Source organism: Mucilaginibacter sp. P4_A11, from assembly GCF_056402535.1.
This window is the reverse complement of sequence record NZ_JBFUHE010000010.1, coordinates 132413-151631: the sequence shown is the minus strand read 5'-3', so window position 1 is coordinate 151631 and position 19219 is coordinate 132413. Positions and strand designations below refer to the sequence as shown.

18 protein-coding genes are annotated in these 19219 nt (G+C 41.9%); 14 read left to right on the top strand and 4 right to left on the bottom strand.

Annotated features, from left to right (window positions below):
• Positions 1-8: 8 nt before the first annotated feature.
• Positions 9-641 (bottom strand): MarR family winged helix-turn-helix transcriptional regulator, encoded by a 633-nt coding sequence (locus AC1DUD_RS19690; protein ID WP_477377463.1) that lies wholly within the window; start codon positions 639-641, stop codon positions 9-11.
• Between the two features lie 209 nt (positions 642-850).
• Here AC1DUD_RS19690 and AC1DUD_RS19685 point away from each other — a divergent pair, with 209 nt between their 5' ends.
• From AC1DUD_RS19685 to AC1DUD_RS19650, 8 genes are all read left to right on the top strand, one after another.
• Positions 851-2644, top strand: coding sequence for an ABC transporter ATP-binding protein (locus AC1DUD_RS19685; protein ID WP_477377461.1), 1794 nt, complete (start codon positions 851-853; stop codon positions 2642-2644).
• Positions 2645-2679: 35 nt separating this feature from the next.
• Positions 2680-4440, top strand: coding sequence for an ABC transporter ATP-binding protein (locus tag AC1DUD_RS19680; protein WP_477377459.1), 1761 nt, complete (start codon positions 2680-2682; stop codon positions 4438-4440).
• Positions 4441-4609: 169 nt separating this feature from the next.
• Positions 4610-5314 carry an NUDIX hydrolase gene (locus tag AC1DUD_RS19675; protein WP_477377457.1) on the top strand — a complete coding sequence of 235 codons (705 nt, stop codon included), beginning with the start codon at positions 4610-4612 and terminating at the stop codon, positions 5312-5314.
• An 82-nt stretch (positions 5315-5396) separates the two neighbouring features.
• Entirely contained in the window at positions 5397-5861 is a 465-nt protein-coding gene (locus AC1DUD_RS19670) for a response regulator (RefSeq protein WP_477377455.1), read from the top strand.
• A gap of 89 nt (positions 5862-5950) precedes the next feature.
• On the top strand, positions 5951-9487 hold the full coding sequence (locus AC1DUD_RS19665) for a PKD domain-containing protein (RefSeq protein ID WP_477377453.1): 3537 nt from the start codon (positions 5951-5953) through the stop codon (positions 9485-9487).
• A gap of 2 nt (positions 9488-9489) precedes the next feature.
• Positions 9490-10506, top strand: a complete 1017-nt coding sequence (locus tag AC1DUD_RS19660; RefSeq protein WP_477377451.1) for a PorP/SprF family type IX secretion system membrane protein — start codon at positions 9490-9492, stop codon at positions 10504-10506.
• Between the two features lie 274 nt (positions 10507-10780).
• Complete coding sequence (locus tag AC1DUD_RS19655; RefSeq protein ID WP_477377449.1) at positions 10781-11182, top strand: hypothetical protein; 402 nt, start codon at positions 10781-10783, stop codon at positions 11180-11182.
• An 18-nt stretch (positions 11183-11200) separates the two neighbouring features.
• The gene (locus AC1DUD_RS19650; RefSeq protein ID WP_477377447.1) at positions 11201-11434 is read left to right on the top strand and encodes a hypothetical protein; all 234 of its coding nucleotides are present in this window, start codon (positions 11201-11203) and stop codon (positions 11432-11434) included.
• 59 nt (positions 11435-11493) lie between these two features.
• Here AC1DUD_RS19650 and AC1DUD_RS19645 read toward each other — a convergent pair whose 3' ends face one another.
• Together AC1DUD_RS19645 and AC1DUD_RS19640 are read right to left on the bottom strand one after the other, a co-directional pair.
• Positions 11494-12888: an arginine decarboxylase gene (locus AC1DUD_RS19645; RefSeq protein ID WP_377022733.1), complete on the bottom strand. Its 1395-nt coding sequence runs from the start codon at positions 12886-12888 to the stop codon at positions 11494-11496.
• Between the two features lie 245 nt (positions 12889-13133).
• Positions 13134-14114, bottom strand: coding sequence for a GlxA family transcriptional regulator (locus AC1DUD_RS19640; RefSeq protein WP_477377445.1), 981 nt, complete (start codon positions 14112-14114; stop codon positions 13134-13136).
• 162 nt (positions 14115-14276) lie between these two features.
• Between AC1DUD_RS19640 and AC1DUD_RS19635 the strand changes: the two genes are divergently transcribed.
• The 3 genes from AC1DUD_RS19635 to AC1DUD_RS19625 all read left to right on the top strand — a co-directional run bounded on the left by AC1DUD_RS19635 (position 14277) and on the right by AC1DUD_RS19625 (position 15749).
• Positions 14277-14699, top strand: a complete 423-nt coding sequence (locus AC1DUD_RS19635; RefSeq protein ID WP_477377443.1) for a DoxX family protein — start codon at positions 14277-14279, stop codon at positions 14697-14699.
• A 63-nt stretch (positions 14700-14762) separates the two neighbouring features.
• A complete protein-coding gene (locus tag AC1DUD_RS19630; protein ID WP_477377441.1) occupies positions 14763-15338 on the top strand; it encodes a dihydrofolate reductase family protein in 576 nt (191 codons plus the stop codon).
• A gap of 90 nt (positions 15339-15428) precedes the next feature.
• Entirely contained in the window at positions 15429-15749 is a 321-nt protein-coding gene (locus AC1DUD_RS19625) for an HTH domain-containing protein (RefSeq protein ID WP_477377439.1), read from the top strand.
• On the opposite strand, the gene AC1DUD_RS19620 is transcribed toward AC1DUD_RS19625, so the two are convergent.
• The gene (locus AC1DUD_RS19620) at positions 15731-17005 is read right to left on the bottom strand and encodes a hypothetical protein (RefSeq protein WP_477377437.1); all 1275 of its coding nucleotides are present in this window, start codon (positions 17003-17005) and stop codon (positions 15731-15733) included. The genes AC1DUD_RS19625 and AC1DUD_RS19620 overlap by 19 nt on opposite strands.
• Positions 17006-17157: 152 nt before the next feature.
• On the opposite strand from AC1DUD_RS19620, the gene AC1DUD_RS19615 reads away from it, so the two are divergent.
• From AC1DUD_RS19615 to AC1DUD_RS19605, 3 genes are all read left to right on the top strand, one after another.
• The gene (locus tag AC1DUD_RS19615; protein ID WP_477377435.1) at positions 17158-17529 is read left to right on the top strand and encodes a hypothetical protein; all 372 of its coding nucleotides are present in this window, start codon (positions 17158-17160) and stop codon (positions 17527-17529) included.
• 67 nt (positions 17530-17596) lie between these two features.
• On the top strand, positions 17597-17851 hold the full coding sequence (locus AC1DUD_RS19610) for a hypothetical protein (protein ID WP_477377433.1): 255 nt from the start codon (positions 17597-17599) through the stop codon (positions 17849-17851).
• A gap of 26 nt (positions 17852-17877) precedes the next feature.
• A complete protein-coding gene (locus tag AC1DUD_RS19605; protein WP_477377431.1) occupies positions 17878-18987 on the top strand; it encodes a serine hydrolase in 1110 nt (369 codons plus the stop codon).
• Positions 18988-19219 lie beyond the last annotated feature (232 nt).

The window sequence follows — 19219 nt, the reverse complement described above, 5'->3', positions numbered from 1 at the left end:
TGCGAAAGTTAAGCTTTATCCGCCATGGCATACTCGTACATCTGGTCGAAAGGTTTATTTTTTAGTTCGATGGCTATGCCGGAGTTGCGTTGCTCGCAATATTTGAGCATTTCGTAACAATCGGTTAAGATATCATCGTCAACACCTTTAAAGGTCATTTCAACCACCTTGCCTGATATTTTATAATATTCGTCAAGTGCTGCGATCCCTTTTGCATTTACTTTGATCAACTTAGCCCGTTTATCATCGGGCGAGGTACGTTCATCTATCTTGTCTTCACGGATTAGGCGATTAATAACCTCCATACCGGTGGTAGTTTCTGCAAACATGTAGTTGATCAGGTCACTTTTTCGTACTTCGCCCAGGTGAAGCAAACCATTCAGGTAGTAAAAGCTTTCGGCAGGGGGGATACCAATGTGATTTACCGCCGACCGGAAATAAAGGGAATAAGCGCTTAAGATACGGCCAATAGTTTTAAGCAGGTAAGCACCGTTCATAATCCGTTCACCTTTTTTACCTGCCTGTTTGGGCTTTGGGCGCTGCTTTTGCAGGTAATACCTGCAAAATGCCTCAACAGTAGGCTGCTCACTTATTTCCTCAAATGCAGTCCATTCGTCAACTAATTGTACTACTGGTTTCATTTTATTCCGGTTTAGGTGTAAAATTATAAATTTATTTCTAAAATGTTTTAATTATTCCTAAATAGAAATATATTTGTCAAACTATATCGAAATTGAAATATCTGGGAAATAAAAGCAGTTTGCAGTTTCGTTCTGATTTATTTCGATAATTTTAAATGCAATAAAAATGTTTTGCGGGCTCAGTCGTCAACCCTAATAAAGGCGCGATTTTGAGATCGGCAAAAGAGAATTATAAATCAAAGATCACCATGCAACCTGATCCTACAAAAAAACCAAACAGCAAACCACCTGGTGTATTTAGTTTGCTAAAACCATATAAAGGGCTTGTGGCCTTATTATTACTATTTGCTTTATTGGGTAATGCCATGAACCTTTGGCTGCCTAAAATTATAGCCAATGGCATTGATGCCTACTCCAACCACCATTTTGTGCTCAATGAGGTTATGGCGAAATTCCTGACGGCAACTGTGGTAGTGTTTTTGTTTGCCAGTTTACAGGCTGTCGTTCAGATATTTGCATCGGAAAGAGTGGCGCGTGACCTTCGGCAGCAGCTGGCCGATAAAATATCACGCCAAACTCATGCTTTTATTGAGCAGGCAAATCCTTCAAAGCTGTTAACCAACCTTACTTCTGATATCGATTCAATCAAGCTGTTTGTGTCTCAGGCATTGGTTTCTATCGTATCATCGCTGTTTATCATTATTGGTTGCAGCGTTATGTTGCTCACTATTAACTGGAAGCTTGCACTGGTTGTTATTACCATTATTCCAATCATCGGCGGTACATTTTTTTATGTTTTGAAAAACGTACGTGCGCTGTTTATCAAAAGCCGCGGCGTTATTGATCAGCTTAATAAGGTAATCAACGAGAGCATACTTGGCGCGGCACTTATCCGGGTGATCAACTCGCAGCAGTTGGAATACAACAAGTTTTTGGCCGCCAATACCGAGGCAAAGGATTATGGCTTAAAGATCCTTGGTTTTTTTGCCGGGCTCATTCCTATCGTAACGTTTACGGCTAATATGGCGGCATTCACTATTTTAGTAATGGGCGGTCATTTCGTGATCAGCGGTAGCATGAGTTTGGGTAGTTTCGCGGCGTTTAACAGCTATTTGTCCTTATTGATCTTCCCGATCTTTATTTTGGGTTTTATGAGTAACCTGATAGCCCAGGCAACGGCTTCGTTCACCCGCATCAGCCTGGTTTTGAACGCACCCGATGTTACAGACGGTGGTCCGTTGAAAGATACTTTACGTGGAGATGTTGAACTAAAAGGTGTTACCATAACTTACGGGCAAAAATCGGCACTGAAAAACATCTCCTTTAAAGTTAAGGCGGGTTCCAAGATAGCTGTTATAGGGCCAACATCGGCAGGTAAAACACAATTGTTGTACTTGCTCACCGGCCTCATCAACGCAACCGCTGGCGAAGTGTTGTTTGATGGCAAACCGCTTACCGAATATGATAGTGAAACCTTTCACCGGCAGGTGGGGTTTGTTTTCCAGGATAGTATCATCTTTAACATGAGCATCCGTGAAAATATAGCGTTCAGCGATACAGTAACTGACGAATCGCTTCAAAAAGCTATTGAAACAGCCGAGCTAAGCGCATTTATTGATGGCCTGCCCGATAAGTTGAGTACAATAGTTTCTGAGCGGGGTTCAAGCCTTTCGGGAGGGCAAAAGCAACGTATTATGCTTGCCCGGGCCCTGGCAGTTAATCCAAAGGTTTTGTTGCTTGACGATTTTACAGCAAGGGTTGATAATAATACCGAACAAAAGATCCTGGCAAATATCCAAAAGAACTATCCGGGTTTAACACTGATATCGGTAACCCAGAAGATTGCTTCTGTTGAACATTATGATCAGATCATTTTACTAATGCAGGGCGAAATTGTTGCCACCGGTGTACACGATGAGCTGATGAAAACCAGTCCGGATTATGTACAGATTTTTAACTCACAACAAAGTACCAGCAATTACGAACAGGGTGTTAACCACTAAGCATTACGTTAACAACTGAAAAAATATTGATCACAATGAACTACGATCTTAACCAATTAGGTAAAAATCAGCCCAAAACTTCCACGCTGGCCGGCTTAAAAAAGTTGTTCCAGCTTATGGCTCATGAAAAGCGTACGCTCATCATTGCTTTTTTTGCCATCCTTGTTAACTCCTCACTTAACCTGCTTGGGCCGCTTATTATCGGCCACACTATCGACAAATATGTGCAGCACAAGGATTTTAGCGGTGTTTTGCACAATGCGGCTGTTTTAATTTGCATGTACCTGGTAGCATTATTTACCAGTTATAAGCAAACTACGCTAATGGGCGGGGTGGGGCAAAGGATGTTGTTTACCCTGCGTAATTCTATCTTTAATAAATTACAGCAGTTGCCGGTAGCTTTCTTTAATCAAAACAAAGCAGGCGACCTGATATCCAGGGTTAATAACGATACCGATAAGCTTAACCAGTTCTTTTCCCAATCGCTGATGCAATTTATTGGCAATATCTCTACCATGATTGGCGCAGGTATTTTTTTACTGGCTATCAATATAGAACTGGGGGCAGCAGCTTTATTTCCGGCATTGGTTATTTTGTTTTTAACGCTGGCATTATCGCCATGGATAAAAAGGAAAAATGCGGCCAACCTGAGCAGCACAGGTTCGCTTAGCGGTGAGATCCAGGAGAGTATTAATAATTTTAAGGTGATCATCGCCTTCAACCGGCGCGATTATTTCCGCAAGCGTTTTGATATCGCCAACAACCATAACTATAAAACTGCCATTGGCTCTGGCATGGCTAACAACGTGTTTGTGCCCGTTTATGGTTTATTTGCGAGCATGGCCCAGCTTATCGTACTGTGTTTTGGTATTTATCTGATCAGTAAAGGCATGTTTTCTGTTGGTTTGCTGGTAAGTTATTTATCATATGCTACCAACTTTTACAATCCCTTGAGACAACTGGCCGCTTTATGGACAAACTTTCAGCTGGCGATGGCAGGCTGGGACAGGATCTCGCAGATCTTATCCCTTGAAACTGATTTGCCGATACTTGAAGCCGGAGTTAACGAGCCTGATGCTGCTTTATTAGAGTTCAGGCATGTGCATTTCAGTTATGATGAAAGCAGGGAGATACTTCATAATATCTGCTTTAAACTGGAACGGGGCAAAACCTATGCACTGGTTGGCCCTACAGGTGGAGGTAAAACAACAACTGCGTCATTAATAGCGCGTTTGTATGATCCAACTAAAGGGTTGGTATTACTTGGTGGAAAAGATATCAGGAGCTTTACTGCCGAAGAACGCAGCCGGAAGATAGGCTTTATTTTGCAGGAACCTTTCCTGTTTACGGGTACGGTAAGGGATAACATCCTGTATGGCAATGAGCTTTTTAAAGATCATACCAACGAAGAAATGGAACAGGTGATCAGGGATGCAAACTTGGGCAGCCTGCTTGCCATTTTTGAAGAGGGCCTGGATACCAAAGTTTTATCAGGTGGTGATAGTATCAGTTTAGGACAGAAGCAGTTGATTGCCTTTATGCGGGCCGTTTTGCGTAACCCGGAAATTTTGATATTGGATGAGGCTACCGCCAATATTGATACCATTACCGAAAAGTTATTGAGCGATATTTTGGATAACCTGCCAAAAAGTACCACAAGAGTGATTATCGCGCACCGGTTAAATACGATTGAAAACGCTGATGAGATCTTCTTTGTAAACTCTGGTGAGGTGATCAGAGCAGGATCATTTGATGATGCGATGGATTTGTTGTTACAAGGAAAAAGGGTAAGCTGATCTTTTATAGGATAAACGGTTATCAGGGTTTTGCCTTGTTTTTTATCCTGATTTGATAAATCGTTTTAAATTTTTGCTGATAAATTACCGGCTTATAAAATAGTTGTCCGATCAACACTAAATAATTGCTAAATTATTTTTACCATTGCATATAAACTTAACTTAAGTTATGCATAAGTACAGCGGCGAATCGCGCATTTTAGTAGCAACAGATTGTATCATATTTGGATTTGACGGTGCAAATATTAAGTTATTGCTTGTTCAGCGTGGCCTTGAGCCCGAAAAAAACAAATGGAGCCTGATAGGTGGTTTTATAAAGCCTACCGAATCGCCGGAGGATGCAGCTAACCGCGTACTTGAATTACGTACAGGGCTCAGGAATGTATACATGGAACAATTCCAGGTATTCGGCAAGCCAGAACGTGACCCGGTAGAAAGAACGCTGTCCATAGCTTATTTTGCGCTTATCGATATCCATCAATATGAGGCTCAATTGAGTGAAGAATATCATCCCGAATGGTTTTTACTTGATGAAATGCCCGACCTGATATTTGACCACAATGAAATGGTGCGCCTGGCTAAAAGACAGCTGCGTTATAAGGCCGCGCTTCACCCGATATTATTCCAACTATTGCCCGAAAAGTTCACCATTCCGCAATTACAGGCGCTTTATGAAGGCGTTTATCAAACCAAGTTTGATGACAGGAACTTTAGCCGTAAGCTGCTTTCAACCGGGCTGCTTGTAAAACTTCCGGAAAAGGATAAACTTTCATCAAAAAAAGGTGCTTTTTATTACAAGCTCGATCAATCACATTACGAGGAGAACTTTGAAAAGTTCCTGAACCTGGTGCCTAACCCTGATAAGTTTTTTTAGCACATGGTTTATTTGTTTTTTTGAATTATCGGTTTAAATTTAAAGAACAAAGGAGGCGGTCGCCTTTTATAAACCAATTTTAATGAACCAAAGCGTTGCGCAGGCAGGTGTGCTGTATATTGATGATACGGTATGTAAGCTTGATGATTTTAAAAGCCAGTTCGGCCAGTTATTTAAAGTTTATACAGCGTCAACAATAACGGAGGGCCGTCGTTTGCTGGCCCTTAATGAAATAGCCGTGATTATCGTTAATCAGCTAATGCCCGGGGGGACAGGTATTAGTTTTCTCGAGTCGGTTACACAAATCAATCCCCACACCATAAGGATCTTGTTGACGGGTTTTTTAGATAGCAATATTGTTGCTGATACAGTTGCAGGGAGTATAGTTTACAAAACCATAGCTAAGCCCTGGCAAAATGATGAGCTGAAATGTACTATTCAAAATGCCCTTGAAGTTTATGACCTGCGAAAGCTCAATTTTGAACTTACTCATAAACTGAATATAGCAAATTATGAACTTGAACGGGTAACTAAACAGCATGGTTAATTTTACATAGTTATCATACCATATCAATTAAAGGTTTTGTACTTTTAAAGGGTAGTTAATACTACTAAACCAAATTCAACTGAACACCTTTGAGCAGGATAAACTTTTTGCGGGCGTTAAGTCTCGTGTTTGCTTTCATATGCTTTGTTGTTTGTACTTATGCACAAGGTTCATCAAACCAGGGTACAGAGTTTTATACCGCCTATATTGATCATATTGATGGTGCTGCCGGCAGTTCTAACGCATTGGGTAAAGGCAGCCAGATGGAACTTTACATAACCGCCGATGTGAACACAGCCGTAACTGTTGAAGTTGCGGATGGTAGCTTTTCAAGCACTTACCAGGTTAGGGCGAACGACATATTAACCGTAGATATTCCTCCCGGAGCTTTTATAGGTAACCAGGGGCAATTTTTAAAAGGCATTCATATTACTTCGTTTAAACCTGTTGCAGTTTATGCGCATATTTTTGCGGAAAATGTATCTGGTGCAACACTTTTGCTGCCGGTTAATACCCTTGGTAAAGATTATCTCTCTATCAACTATAAACAAATATCAAACTCAAATAACGGTACAAAAACTACTGAAGGTGTTCCTTCATACTCTACTTTCGCGGTGATAGCTACAGAAGATAATACCACCGTTGAAATAACGCCTTCGCAACTCCTGTTAAACGGAATTCCTGCTAACCAGCCTTTTACCGTCAATTTAAAAAAAGGCGAAGTATACCAGGGGTTATCAGCTACTGACCTAACCGGAACCCGGATCCGTTCAATTGTAAGTGCTACCGGGGCTTGTAAAAAGATAGCTGTTTTTTCGGGCAGCTCAAAAATAAGTATCGGATGCCAGGGGGATAAGGGATCATCAGATAACCTTTTTCAGCAGGTTTATCCATTAGCTGTTTGGGGCAAAAATTATATAACCGCGCCTTTAAAGACACGCAATTATGATATTTTAAGAATAGTGCTTAGCTCGCCCGATACAAAGGTTACTGTAAATGGAGCAGCACCACAGGGAGGACTAATTAATGGCCTGTATTACGAGTATACTTCAACTGCAACCAATGTTATCTCGGCCGATAAACCGATCCAGGTAGTTCAGTATGCTGTAACCCAGGGTGAAGGTTTAAACTGTCAACCTATCAGCGGCGATATAGGCGATCCTGAAATGATCTATCTGACACCTATTGAGCAAACACTTGACCACGTTACGCTAAACTCGACCCATAATTATCTGATCCAGAATAATTTTATTAATGTTATTATTAAAACAGCCGCTGTGCCAACTTTTTCGCTCGACGGACAGCCATACACCCAATTTTCACAAGTGCCCAACAGCATTTATTCATACGCGCAAATCAATGTAAGCGCAGGTGTACATAATATTAAAGCATCAGACGGGTTTAATGCGATAGCTTATGGCTTTGGCCGAACCGAATCATATGGTTACGCGGCGGGTACCAACCTTAAAAACCTGAACGAGTTTATTGCCTTGTTAAACCCGGCCGATAATTCGGTGCAGGCAAATGGCTGTTCTGATACGCATTACAAGCTACAGCTTACACTGCCATTCCAAACCAACAAAATTACCTGGAACCTTAAGAACGGCAGCGTACCCGTTATTATGAATAACCCAACACCAACCGGCTCAATCATAAAGGATTCGAAAGTGCTTTATACTTATGAGTATCCGGCAGATGAAGTTTACAACGATGGCGATTACAGTGTTGTGGCTACTGTTTTTAACCCCATTGCCGATGAATGCGGATCAAATGAAGATATTGAGTTTGATTTTAATATCTCTGTGCCGCCGGTTGTAAAGTTCAGTTCTGCCAATACCTGTTTTGGCGGCAATGTTCAATTTACCGATCAGTCAACATCCGGCACGCGGCAGATTAAAACCTGGCGATGGGATTTTGGTGATGGAATAACTGACGTAGTGCAAAATCCCATACATAAATATGCCCAACCGGGCGATTACCTGGTTACATTGTTTGTTACCAACGAAAATGGATGCGGCGGGGCATCCGATCCAATAAAAATTCACATATCGCGGCTTCCTGTTGCTTCGTTTAGTTATTCATCGCCAGGCTGTGCTGGTCAGGATGTTACGTTTACAGATAACTCCACATCTGCCGAAGGGGACATTGTTAGCTGGCGATGGGACTTCGGAGATGGTACTCCGGTTGAAACCCTTACAAGCAAAAATCCGTTTAACCACACTTATAATACACCGGGGGATTATTTGGTTAAATTGACTGTAACAAATAGTAATGGTTGTGCAAGTAATATAACCCCGGCGCATGTTAACATTTATCCTGTGCCAGTAGTTGATTTTTTATTGCCCGATGCCTGTGAAGATGACTTTGCTCAGTTTACCGATCAAAGCACAATTGCCGATGCCACAATAGCTGATTTTACTTATGAATGGAATTTCGGCGATCCTAACGCAACTCCGGGTAACGCTAATGTCGCTCATGAGAAAAATCCTAAACATAAGTTTTTGGCAGGAAATTACCAGGTAACACTTAAGGTTACTTCAAAATATGGCTGCTCTTTTACCTCGGCCCCAAAATCATTGACAATTAATGGGAGTAATCCAAAAGCTGTAGTAATAGTTCAAGATCCGGCGGGCTTGTGCAGTGCCCGGGAGGTGTTTTTTAAAAATCAATCCTCAGTCAATTTTGGAGAGATTACCCGGCTTGAGGTCACTTATGACAGCAGCGACCCTTCAACTATGGTAGTTTATGACCACCCTGCATCTGGGATGCAGCTAAGGCATAAATATCCATTGTTTACAACAGGGTCGCGCCAGATTAATTTACGCGTAGTGGCATATTCGGGCACATCATGTTCTGATGTTGCAGAGGTTCCGGTTACTTTAAAAGCATCGCCTGTAGTAACCTTTGATCAGGCTCCTGTTCTTTGCATCGAATCGGAGCCTATGAAGTTAGTGCCAAATCTTGCTGGTCCTGCCGGTTCGGGAGCGTTTTCGGGAACTGGGATCAGTACCGATGGCGTTTTTAATCCGGCTGTTTCCGGTGCGGGCGTATTTGATATCAGGTACATCTACACAGCTACGGATGCCTGTGCAGATACCGTTGTGCAGCAAGTTAAGGTAGATCCGTCGCCTCTTGTTTCGTTAGGGCCGGATTTTACCATGCTGGAAGGTACTAAGCACATTTTAAAACCTGTAGTGAATGACGATAACTTAAGTTATAAATGGACACCTGCAACAGGTCTTGATCATGATGATGTAGCTAATCCCGTGGCAAGCCCGGCACAGGATATTACCTACCAGGTAATGGTTACGTCGGCACATGGATGCGAGGCTATGGCCACTGTATCAGTAAAGGTTTTGAAGTTTTTAGTTGTCCCAAATGTGTTTACTCCCAACGGAGATGGAGTAAATGATTTTTGGAATGTTAAATATTTAGAAAGTTATCCAAATAATAAAGTTGACGTATACAACCGATTCGGAGAAAGGGTATATTCGTCAATTGGTTATAGTGTGCCCTGGGACGGGAGATACAATGGTTCATATTTGCCCCCCGGAACTTATTATTATATTATTGACCCCAAAAATGGCCGCGAGGTTATTGCAGGTAATGTGACCATTATCAGATAAAAATGAAGCGAATTTTATATACTTTAATAGTTATTGCTGTAACATCTCAATTGACAAAAGCCCAGCAACGACCGCAGTACACGCAATACGTATTCAATAACTACCTCTTAAATCCTGCGTTAAGTGGTATTGAAAATTATACCGATGTGAAATTGGGCTACCGCAGCCAATGGACAGGGCTTGACGGAGCGCCTGTAACATCCTATTTTTCGGTGAACGCGCCTATCGGCAACAGGTTTTTACAGGGCGATGCTACGGCATTTCCGGCAGGTGGAGGTTTAAATCCGTCGAGCAGGTCATATACGCAAAACTATATGGCTGCAGAGCCGCATCATGGAGTAGGTTTAATGGTAGTGTCTGATAAAACCGGCCCAATAACACAAACTAACATTGATGCAACTTATGCTTACCACCTTGGGCTAACTGAAACGTTAAATTTGGCTGTCGGCGTATCTGCCGGAGTAAGCCACAATGTCATCGACGTTAGTAAACTTACGTACGTTGATCAGAACGACCCAACCATCAATAACATTACAGGTTCACAATGGAAACCTGATTTAGGTGTTGGTGTATGGGCATATTCGTCTAATTACTTCTTTGGCGCATCGGTACAGCAAATTCTGCCGCAAAATTTATATGTAACTACATCAACAACTGCTGTACAAAATAAAACTGTGCCGCACTATTTTGTAACAGGTGGGGTTAAACTTTTCGTGTCTGATGATATTACGCTGATGCCTTCTGCTTTGCTGAAGTTTATAGCGCCAGTTCCGGTAACTTTTGACGTGAACATGAAAATGTCGTTTAGGGATAAATTCTGGATAGGTGGTTCATATCGTCGCAATGATTCATATGCAGCATTGGTAGGGTTTAACTTGAACTCGCTTATTAATGTTGGTTACTCTTATGATTTTACAACATCAGCCTTGAACACCGTTAGCCATGGTTCGCACGAAATTGTGTTAGGCATCCTGCTTAATAATCGCTATAAAGTAACCTGTCCGCAGCATACTTTTTAATTTTTAAAAACGTTTTAAATATATAAACGCAAAGTATTTCCTGTGAGCAAAATTGCCGCCATCAAATGGTGATCTGTGTGCTCATTCGGGATATCTGGCTATACATTCTTACGTAAAAAATTCTACAGATAATCCTGAACATCTTTGTCACATTCAGTTATTATTGTTAGCAATAGTAGATTTGTTGCTGAAATGTATTTTCTTAAAAAGATAAAAAATAAAACAATACAATTGATTTGTAGGTTTAATTTAATAACAACTAAAATTAAAACCTATGAATACCAATAATGAGAACTGGGGAAACCAGGATAATGACAGCAATGATTTTAAAAACAGCACCAATTCATTTTCTGTAAATGACGGTGAAGCTTATCCAAACCGCGATCTTGAAAGTAACGATGGTGATTTGGATGAGGCAGATGATATTGTTGACTATGACGAAAAACCCGAGGTAGAAAAGCCTGAGAAAGAAAGGGTAGGGAGCCATAGCCAATCAGAAGTTGACCAGCCTAACAAGAGCGCGGATACTTCATTCAGTGAACAAACTGATGTAACGCCACCGAATAAAAAGGAGTTCCCTTCGGTAGGGCCGGCCAAAACCGATTTTGAGAGCCGTCCGCATGGCCGTACAACTGGCCGTATGCTTGGTCATGAGCCCGGCACTGAAGGGATTTAATAATAGGAGGGTATAATCATGATTGATTATAGAAATGATGACCCTGCCCGCGGGCAGGGCAATATTAAAGGGGCAATGGGAAGCCATATTAGCGATAGCTATAACAACGCTGTTAGAAGGAATCCCTGCCTCGAAACTAAAGGTCCTCAAAAAATGCACTTTAGGGTTTTACATGAGGATGGCAGCCTGGCCGATCTCCCGGATCCAAACGTTGAGGGAGCAGGTGTTGGTGATGGCACAATAGGCCGTTAACAAACAAAAAAGGTGACCAAAATGGCCACCTTTTTTGTTTATCTTTTTATACTGAGCAATTAAGTAGTATAGCCCAGAATTTTTAATACCTGTTTACTGTTCTGCTCTTCGCCAAACACTTCAAAGTTAAAAGTTTCGTCCCTGTTGCGGCGAATGATCACATGCTTTGGTGATGGCAACAAGCAATGATGAATGCCACCGTAACCGCTTAATACTTCCTGGTAAGCACCTGTATTAAAGAAGCCTAAATATTGCACCTTACGGGTTTTAGGCATAAATACGCTGTTCATGTGTGCTTCCTGGTTGTAATAATCCTGCCCATCGCAGGTGATACCGCCAAGGTTTACACGCTCGTATTCTGAATCCCAGTTGTTAACCGGCAACAGGATGTATTTTTGGTTCAAAGCCCAAACATCAGGCAGGTTGGTAATAAACGAGCCATCAAGCATCAACCATCGTTCACGGTCGTTTTGTTGTTTACGGCCTAAAACTTTGTATAGGATGCCTGAAGCTTCGGCTACAGTGTATTTACCAAACTCGGTAATGATATCCGGCTCCATGGTGTCATGCTCGGCGCAGATCTCTTTGATCCGGCTTACAATTTCGTTGATCATGTACTCATAATCAAAATCGAAAACCAGTGAGTCTTTAAACGGCATACCGCCGCCAATATCAAGTGTATCCAGGTGCGGGTTAACCTTTTTAAACTTGCAGTAAAGGGTTACGTATTTTTCCAGCTCGTTCCAATAGTATGGTGTATCAGAGATACCCGAGTTGATGAAGAAATGCAATAGCTTAACCTGGAAGTTAGGGTTATCCTCAATTTTGTTATGATAAAAATCGATAACATCTTCCATCCGCACACCTAAACGCGAAGTATAAAACTGAGAGTCAGGCTGCTCTTCGGCCGCTATCCGGATACCCAGGTTACAAGGGGTATCCATCTCAATTTCATCATCGTAAAGGTTAAACTCCTCTTTATTATCCAATACCGGAATGATGTTTTTGAAACCATCATGCAGCATATCGATAATATAGGTTTTGTATTGGAAGGTTTTAAAACCGTTACATATTACTGTTATGTCCTTTGTCACGGTGCCTTTTTTCTCCAGGGCATCAATCATTGGCATATCAAATGCCGAAGATGTTTCCAGGTGGATCTCGTTTTTCAGGGCCTCTTCAACAATATGCCTGAAATGCGAGCTTTTGGTACAATAGCAGTATTTATAGCTGCCGCGATAATTATTTTTGATGATAGCCTGTTGAAACAGCAGTTTGGCCTGCTGGATCTTTTTGGATATCATAGGCAGATAAGTAAAGCGTAGGGGAGTACCGTACGTTTCAATCATCTCCATCAAATTTAGGTCCTGAAAGTATAGTTCATCGTCGATGATCTCAAAACCATCCTGTGGAAAGCCTACACTTAAGTCAAGAAATTCCTGGTAACTCTGCATCCTTAAAAATTTTGGGGCAAAAATGTAATTTTTAAACGGAATATCCGGCTATTTGTTAGGATAATTTTTATTGACAGAATGTAATGTTTTTGTAGTGAAAATAAGATGCTGTCTTAAGTGCTGTAACACAGTTTGTTCCAATCAAAAAATGACAGATATTTCGACATTTTTATTTGCCGGTTATTGATGTGCTGATATACACTTCAAATGCAGTAAAAAAGTGTGCGGAATTAAGACACGCGCAGCTATGCTACCGCGGCTTCCTTATTATACTTATTACGGTAATCAATAGGTGATATCCCGGTGATTTTTTTGAAAACCGTGCGGAACGCTTTGGCATCGGTATACCCAACATCATACATAACCTCATTGACGTTTTTGGGTGTACTTTCCAGCTGTTTTTTAGCCGCTTCAATTTTTACACGCTGGATGTACTCAACCGGGGTGTTGTTGGTAGCTTTTTTAAAGCGGCGTTCAAAATGCCTCCGGCCGATGGCATATTTTGATGAAAGGTCTTCAACCGAGATCTTCTCGGTAACATTATTTTCTATGTATTCCTGGGCTCGTTTTATCGGGTCGTCTTCATGCTTCTTTTGCCCGGTGAACATGGCGAAAGGTGATTGGCTTTTCCGGTCGATCTCCAATGCATAGATCTTGGCCGCCATAATGGCTATCTCCCGACCGGCGTATTTCTCAATCAACAGCAGTAGCAAGCTCCAGTAGGAGGTAGCTCCACCGCTTGAGTACAGCCCCTGTTGTTCGGTAACAATGCGCCCGTCAACCAGCGTCACTTCCGGGAACATGCTCCGGAATTTATCAGCAGTAATCCAATGGCTCGAGCATTCTTTGCCATTTAACAATCCGGTGGATGCCAGTATAAATGAACCTATACATAGGCTTGCTATTTCGGCACCGTTACGGTATTGGTTTATGATCCAGGGCACAAAATCCTGGTTTACTTTCACCGCGGTTTCCAGATCGCCACTTATGGCCGGGATGATCACGATATCGCTTTTCTGTAATTCGCCCAATAAAATATCGGGATGGACGGAAAACATGCCGCCATGTACTTTAATTTCCCTGGCGAGCCCAACCATATGTACATCAAACACTGGCTGCCTGCCCATTGATTGTAAAAAGTCGTTGGCACCGGTAAAAATAGTCCGGGCATCAACAATACTGGCCAAAACCGCTTCATTGGGTATCAGGATAGCAACATGTTTCATTTTATCGATAGTATAATTGGTTATCTTTAAATAAAGGTAGCGAATACCAAAGTCGCAATCAACCCCTTAATATGTCCATTTTGCACACTACATGATTTTGGCTTCCGGGATAACTTTGTATCGTCAACAAATCAATAATCACACACACAAAATAATATCATCATGAAACCAAAAACAATTAAAGCCCTGTACTGGATCTTTACCACGCTTTTTTTACTGGCAATGCTTGGCGATGCTTACGGAGGCATCACTATGCAGCAGGCCGGTAAAGATTCTTTAGCTAAACTTGGTTACCCCATGTACCTGCTGGTTATAATGGGTTCGGCAAAAATAGCCGGTGTGCTGGCCATAGCTCAAACAAAATACCGGGTGGTTAAAGAATGGGCATATTCGGGCTTTACCATCAGCTTTATCGGGGCGTTTTTATCATGGTTTGCCATTGGTGCAGGTGCTGCTATGCTTGTCCCGCCAGTGGTAATGTTAATTGTCATGTTTTTTACTTACTACTTATGGAAAAGGTATAAGCAGGTAAAAGACCTGCGCTTAACCAATACCAAACTTGCCGGGAATACCGAACTGGCTTAATCATATTAATTTAATTACTCAATCCCGGGTTTACTTGCTAAGCCCGGTTTGTTCATTTATATCATGCGCAAATTGGTAGTATCCTTAAATGTTACGCTGGATGGCTTTGTGGCAGCAGATGATGACAGCCTTGACTGGCACGCACCATACTGGACTGATGAAATAGCCGAAACAACAACAGAACTGCTTAGCCGGGCAGATACTATTTTATTGGGCAGGAATACCTACCAGGCCATGGCTGCCTACTGGCCCTTCCAGGCTAAAAGCATGAGCTTTCCCCGTACGGATATTGCTTATGCCGATATGATGAACAACTATCAAAAGGTGGTTATTTCCTCAACGATGAATGCTGTTTTGTGGAACAATTCTTTATTGCTTAAAGGCAATTTACGGGGAGAAATAGCGCATTTAAAAAAGCAGCATGGCCGCGATATTCTTACTTATGGAAGCGTCAGCTTAGTGAAAAAACTGGTGGTGGTGAATTTAGTTGATGAGTATCAGTTTTGGGTCCACCCGATAACCATAGGCAAGGGCAAATCGCTATTTAATAAGTTAAAGAATAACATGCCGTTAAAATTGGTGCGGCAGAAAGTTTTTTCATCGGGTGTTGTTTTGATGGTTTATCAAACACATCATTAACTTTGGCGGGCTTTATAGATCATGTTTTTACTGCTGACACACTGTTGTCAATAGTGTGTTACACCTTTGTATGAAAATATGTGATCTATTATGAACAGGGCCGACAGGTTGCTCAGGGTATTAGTGTTACTGCAAACCAGGGATGTGGTGTCCATTGAGCTGTTGAAGGCGCATTTTCATGTCAGTACACGCACGGCTTACCAGGATCTTGAAGCCTTAAAGCAACTTAAAATAACAGTAACATTTGAAGCCGAAAAAGGCTGTTTTGTTTTAGTTGCCAGCTGCCCCTCGCCGAATAATAGCGAGATCGTTTCTCAGCCGATGATGGTTATCCCTCCGGCCATAAAAAATGAGTTGTTATCAGTTATTCCACGCGAGGTAAATAACGATCCTCAAAATTCATCGTCATAGTTTACTTTGCCATTCGTCAGTCGCACATAATCCACCGACCCTGTACCCTGGAAGCGAAATAAAATCCCGATTATTTTAGCACGACTGATGCCTTTATCCACCGTGTAAACAGGTTTGTTATCAATAAAGATTTGGGCCTTGCCGCCATGTGATACTATTTTAAGCGGCACATCTTTTTCAAAATCAACCCCGAAAGCAGAAAGATCGTGCTTTTTGCCGGATACCTCGTAACCTGCAAAATACATATCCAGGTCAGATACGCAGCCTTTAGTGCTTAAAGGGACCCAGATAGCTGTACCTTTACACAAAATATAAATAGTGCTCAGGCGACAGGCAGCCGCGCCTTCATTATAGTTGTTTTTGACAGATGTTTCAAAAGTGAAATCGTTGCTGTAGATCTCCCCGAAATCTGTAACGTTGGCATAAACCACATAAGGAGGGGTGGGCTGCATGGCAATATTCCGCTCTTTGATCTTTTGGGGCGAGAGGGAAAGCTTACCATCTGCCATAGCATCCTTCTTTTCATAGTAAACCGGTACCGGTTGTTTTTCAACTATCGGCAACCAACCGTTTGATTCAACCAGCAGTTCGTGCTGTTTCACAATCTTGCCGCCAACAATGAGCTTGGCATAATAAAAATCGGGGAAGTAATAAATAGACGTATGCTGGCGGTCGTTTTTAGAAACGTTAACCCGCAGGTGCCTGTCCCATGATTGCTGGATAGCGACCGAATCGTAAGGAGATTTGCTGGCATCAAAGTCAAATACCACCGAGTTGGGCAATCCCGAAGTGATCACCTTTTTACTGCTGAAAGTATAATCTTTGGATACGATAGGTGGTTTCGGACGCTCGGTACGTGAAGCGATGATCACAACTAATAAAATGCCTACCAGCGTTAAAATGCCCAAAGCGTAAGGCATCGACCTGAAACTTTTTTTTACCGGCTTTGGTTTGGGTGGATCTTGCTCCCCTGGCCTGCCTACGGGGACAAATTGCATGCTGAATACCCTGAAGTTTTCATAACCCAAAAACTGCACCAGCGTATCCATGGTGTAGGTATTGGGCAGGCTGTCATATTTAACTTTACCCCAGATGCGCTTCAGCGTAACATGGCTTATAGACGCACCGGTTTTCTCCCTTATCTTTTCGCTTAGGTTTATAAAATCCTGGTTCTTCCAGGTGCTGCTATCGCCCCAGCCGGTGAAAGTCTCGTATTGTTTTATCAGTTCGGTAATAAGCAGTTCTTGTGCGGGCATATCCATTGGTCAAAAATAGCCGGTAAATGAGTTCAGATGTTATTTGTACAGGCTTGTACCAACTTGTACAGGCTGTGAATTGCTATAGCCTGGCTGGCAGGCTAATTTTAACAGCAATTAATAAACCTAAATATACCATAACCTAACCAACAATGAAACAAATAATAAGCAGGATCAGCACCTACATTTATGCTACAGTAATGTTTGTATTCGGGATCCAGCATTTTATGTATGCTGATTTCGTGGCAACGCTCGTGCCCGGCTGGATCCCCTTTCATCTTTTCTGGGTATACCTGACGGCTATTGCGCTTATAGCTGCTGCTGTAAGCATTTACGTTAACCTGTATGCCCAATGGGGCTGTTTTTTATTGGGATGTATGATATGGGTATTTATTTTAACTATACATATCCCGTTACTCATTAATAGTCATTTTGACGCCGGTAAAATAACCAACGCCCTGAAAGATACCGGGCTTGCGTCATGCGCATTTATACTTGCGGCCTTTTACGAGCGGGAGGGGTGATTAATATCAATATCATATGTAACATAAATGCGTTTGTTGTAGTCTCTTTACCATCAATCGGCACGTTATGAAGTTGAATTTTAAACACTTTTTTTTGTTAGCAGGGCTTACTGTTTTAGCCGCAGGGGAAACCTTTGCCCAGCAAACCAAAGCAGCTAATATTGATACCCTGGTACAAAGGGCTAATAGATTGGGTTTATTTAACGGTAATGTGCTGGTGGCAGATCGTGGAAAGATCATTTATAAAGCCGCCATAGGCTATGCTGATGCAGGCAAAACAATTAGCTTACAGATCAATATCGCTTCCATATTGGTTCGATAGCTAAAGAATTTAATGCTGTTGGTATCATGATGTTGCAGGAACAAGGCAAATTGAGCCTTGATGATAAGGTATCCAAATACCTGCCCCAGCTACCCGCCTGGGCCGATAAGATCAGGATCATTAACCTGTTGCAATACACAAGTGGCTTACCCGATGTGAAATGGAAGACTGTTAAAAGTGATGCCGATAATATGGCCGATTTAATGAAGGTTGATTCGCTTGATTTTGAGCCGGGTAAAAAATATGCTTATAATAACAATAACGTTTTTCTGCAGCGTCGCATTATCGAAAAAATAACTGGCCTTAGTTTTAAGCAATTTGTTGAAGATTATGAATTGAAGCCTGCCGGTATGAATACCGCTATCGTTGACCCTACGGAGCAGGATGCACTTGTTGCAAAATCATATGATAATAATGGGAAAGCGGATGGTTTGGTATATCCCATATCTGGCTGGACTGCCGTAACGCTCGATGATTTTTATGCCTGGGCTAACGCGATAGACAAGTTTAAGTTAATAAGCCCTGTTGCCACACGCGAGATCATTAATGGCATAAGCCCGGGCAGGCAATCGGGCCTTGGCGGTGGCAGTATGGATAACGACAAAATGATCAGCCATATCCACGATGGCACCTCTTTAAATTACCAGGCTTTATTGGTAAGTAAGGAGCCGCATGGCGTTACCATTATACTGATGACCAATAATAAGCAGGGAAATCTATACTCCATAGAAAAGTCGATTGAGTCGATTTTGGAAAACAAGCCTTATGTGCAGGTTAAAAGATCATTTTTGGATGAGTTTAGCACCAAACTTGATTTAATGAGCGGCGACCAGATCATCAGTTTCTACAATGATCTTAAAAATAAACGCAGGAGCGAGTACAGTTTTGATGACGAAAACACCTTAAACGAAACAGGCTATTATCTGATGAATAAAAAACGCTTGGCTGATGCTGTTACCATTTTTGAATATAATACCAAATTGTTCCCGAAATCGGGCAATGTGTTTGACAGTCTGGGCGAGGCCTACTATAATCAGGGTAATAAATCGTTAGCGCTGTTGAATTATAAAAAATCATTACAGCTCGATCCCGCAAATGATAATGCCAAAAAGATCATCACCGAACTGGATAAATAGGGTAGCCGCAGTAAAAATAAGGGTTTATTGACAGGCTGAATTGTTGCAAACACTTACCAACTCCTTTACATCCGTCTGTTAATGCCGGCTTGTTTTGTGCAGGCCGGCTAACAGATACGAATTGCCATCCACATTTTGGTTCCGGCAGCAATGGCAACGATAAACCACGTTGATCGTCCGAAACCAGGTTTATTTACTGCTGTGAAAATTTGTAAAACTTTTACAGCAGCAT

Coding starts and splice junctions, on each gene's coding strand:
- AC1DUD_RS19650 (WP_477377447.1), top strand. CDS start 11,201: ATGATTGATTATAGAAATGATGACCCTGCCCGCGGGCAGGGCAATATT.
- AC1DUD_RS19690 (WP_477377463.1), bottom strand. CDS start 641: ATGAAACCAGTAGTACAATTAGTTGACGAATGGACTGCATTTGAGGAA.
- AC1DUD_RS19625 (WP_477377439.1), top strand. CDS start 15,429: ATGAACAGGGCCGACAGGTTGCTCAGGGTATTAGTGTTACTGCAAACC.
- AC1DUD_RS19640 (WP_477377445.1), bottom strand. CDS start 14,114: ATGAAACATGTTGCTATCCTGATACCCAATGAAGCGGTTTTGGCCAGT.
- AC1DUD_RS19605 (WP_477377431.1), top strand. CDS start 17,878: ATGATGTTGCAGGAACAAGGCAAATTGAGCCTTGATGATAAGGTATCC.
- AC1DUD_RS19675 (WP_477377457.1), top strand. CDS start 4,610: ATGCATAAGTACAGCGGCGAATCGCGCATTTTAGTAGCAACAGATTGT.
- AC1DUD_RS19610 (WP_477377433.1), top strand. CDS start 17,597: ATGAAGTTGAATTTTAAACACTTTTTTTTGTTAGCAGGGCTTACTGTT.
- AC1DUD_RS19620 (WP_477377437.1), bottom strand. CDS start 17,005: ATGCCCGCACAAGAACTGCTTATTACCGAACTGATAAAACAATACGAG.
- AC1DUD_RS19645 (WP_377022733.1), bottom strand. CDS start 12,888: ATGCAGAGTTACCAGGAATTTCTTGACTTAAGTGTAGGCTTTCCACAG.
- AC1DUD_RS19670 (WP_477377455.1), top strand. CDS start 5,397: ATGAACCAAAGCGTTGCGCAGGCAGGTGTGCTGTATATTGATGATACG.
- AC1DUD_RS19655 (WP_477377449.1), top strand. CDS start 10,781: ATGAATACCAATAATGAGAACTGGGGAAACCAGGATAATGACAGCAAT.
- AC1DUD_RS19635 (WP_477377443.1), top strand. CDS start 14,277: ATGAAACCAAAAACAATTAAAGCCCTGTACTGGATCTTTACCACGCTT.
- AC1DUD_RS19615 (WP_477377435.1), top strand. CDS start 17,158: ATGAAACAAATAATAAGCAGGATCAGCACCTACATTTATGCTACAGTA.
- AC1DUD_RS19660 (WP_477377451.1), top strand. CDS start 9,490: ATGAAGCGAATTTTATATACTTTAATAGTTATTGCTGTAACATCTCAA.
- AC1DUD_RS19630 (WP_477377441.1), top strand. CDS start 14,763: ATGCGCAAATTGGTAGTATCCTTAAATGTTACGCTGGATGGCTTTGTG.
- AC1DUD_RS19680 (WP_477377459.1), top strand. CDS start 2,680: ATGAACTACGATCTTAACCAATTAGGTAAAAATCAGCCCAAAACTTCC.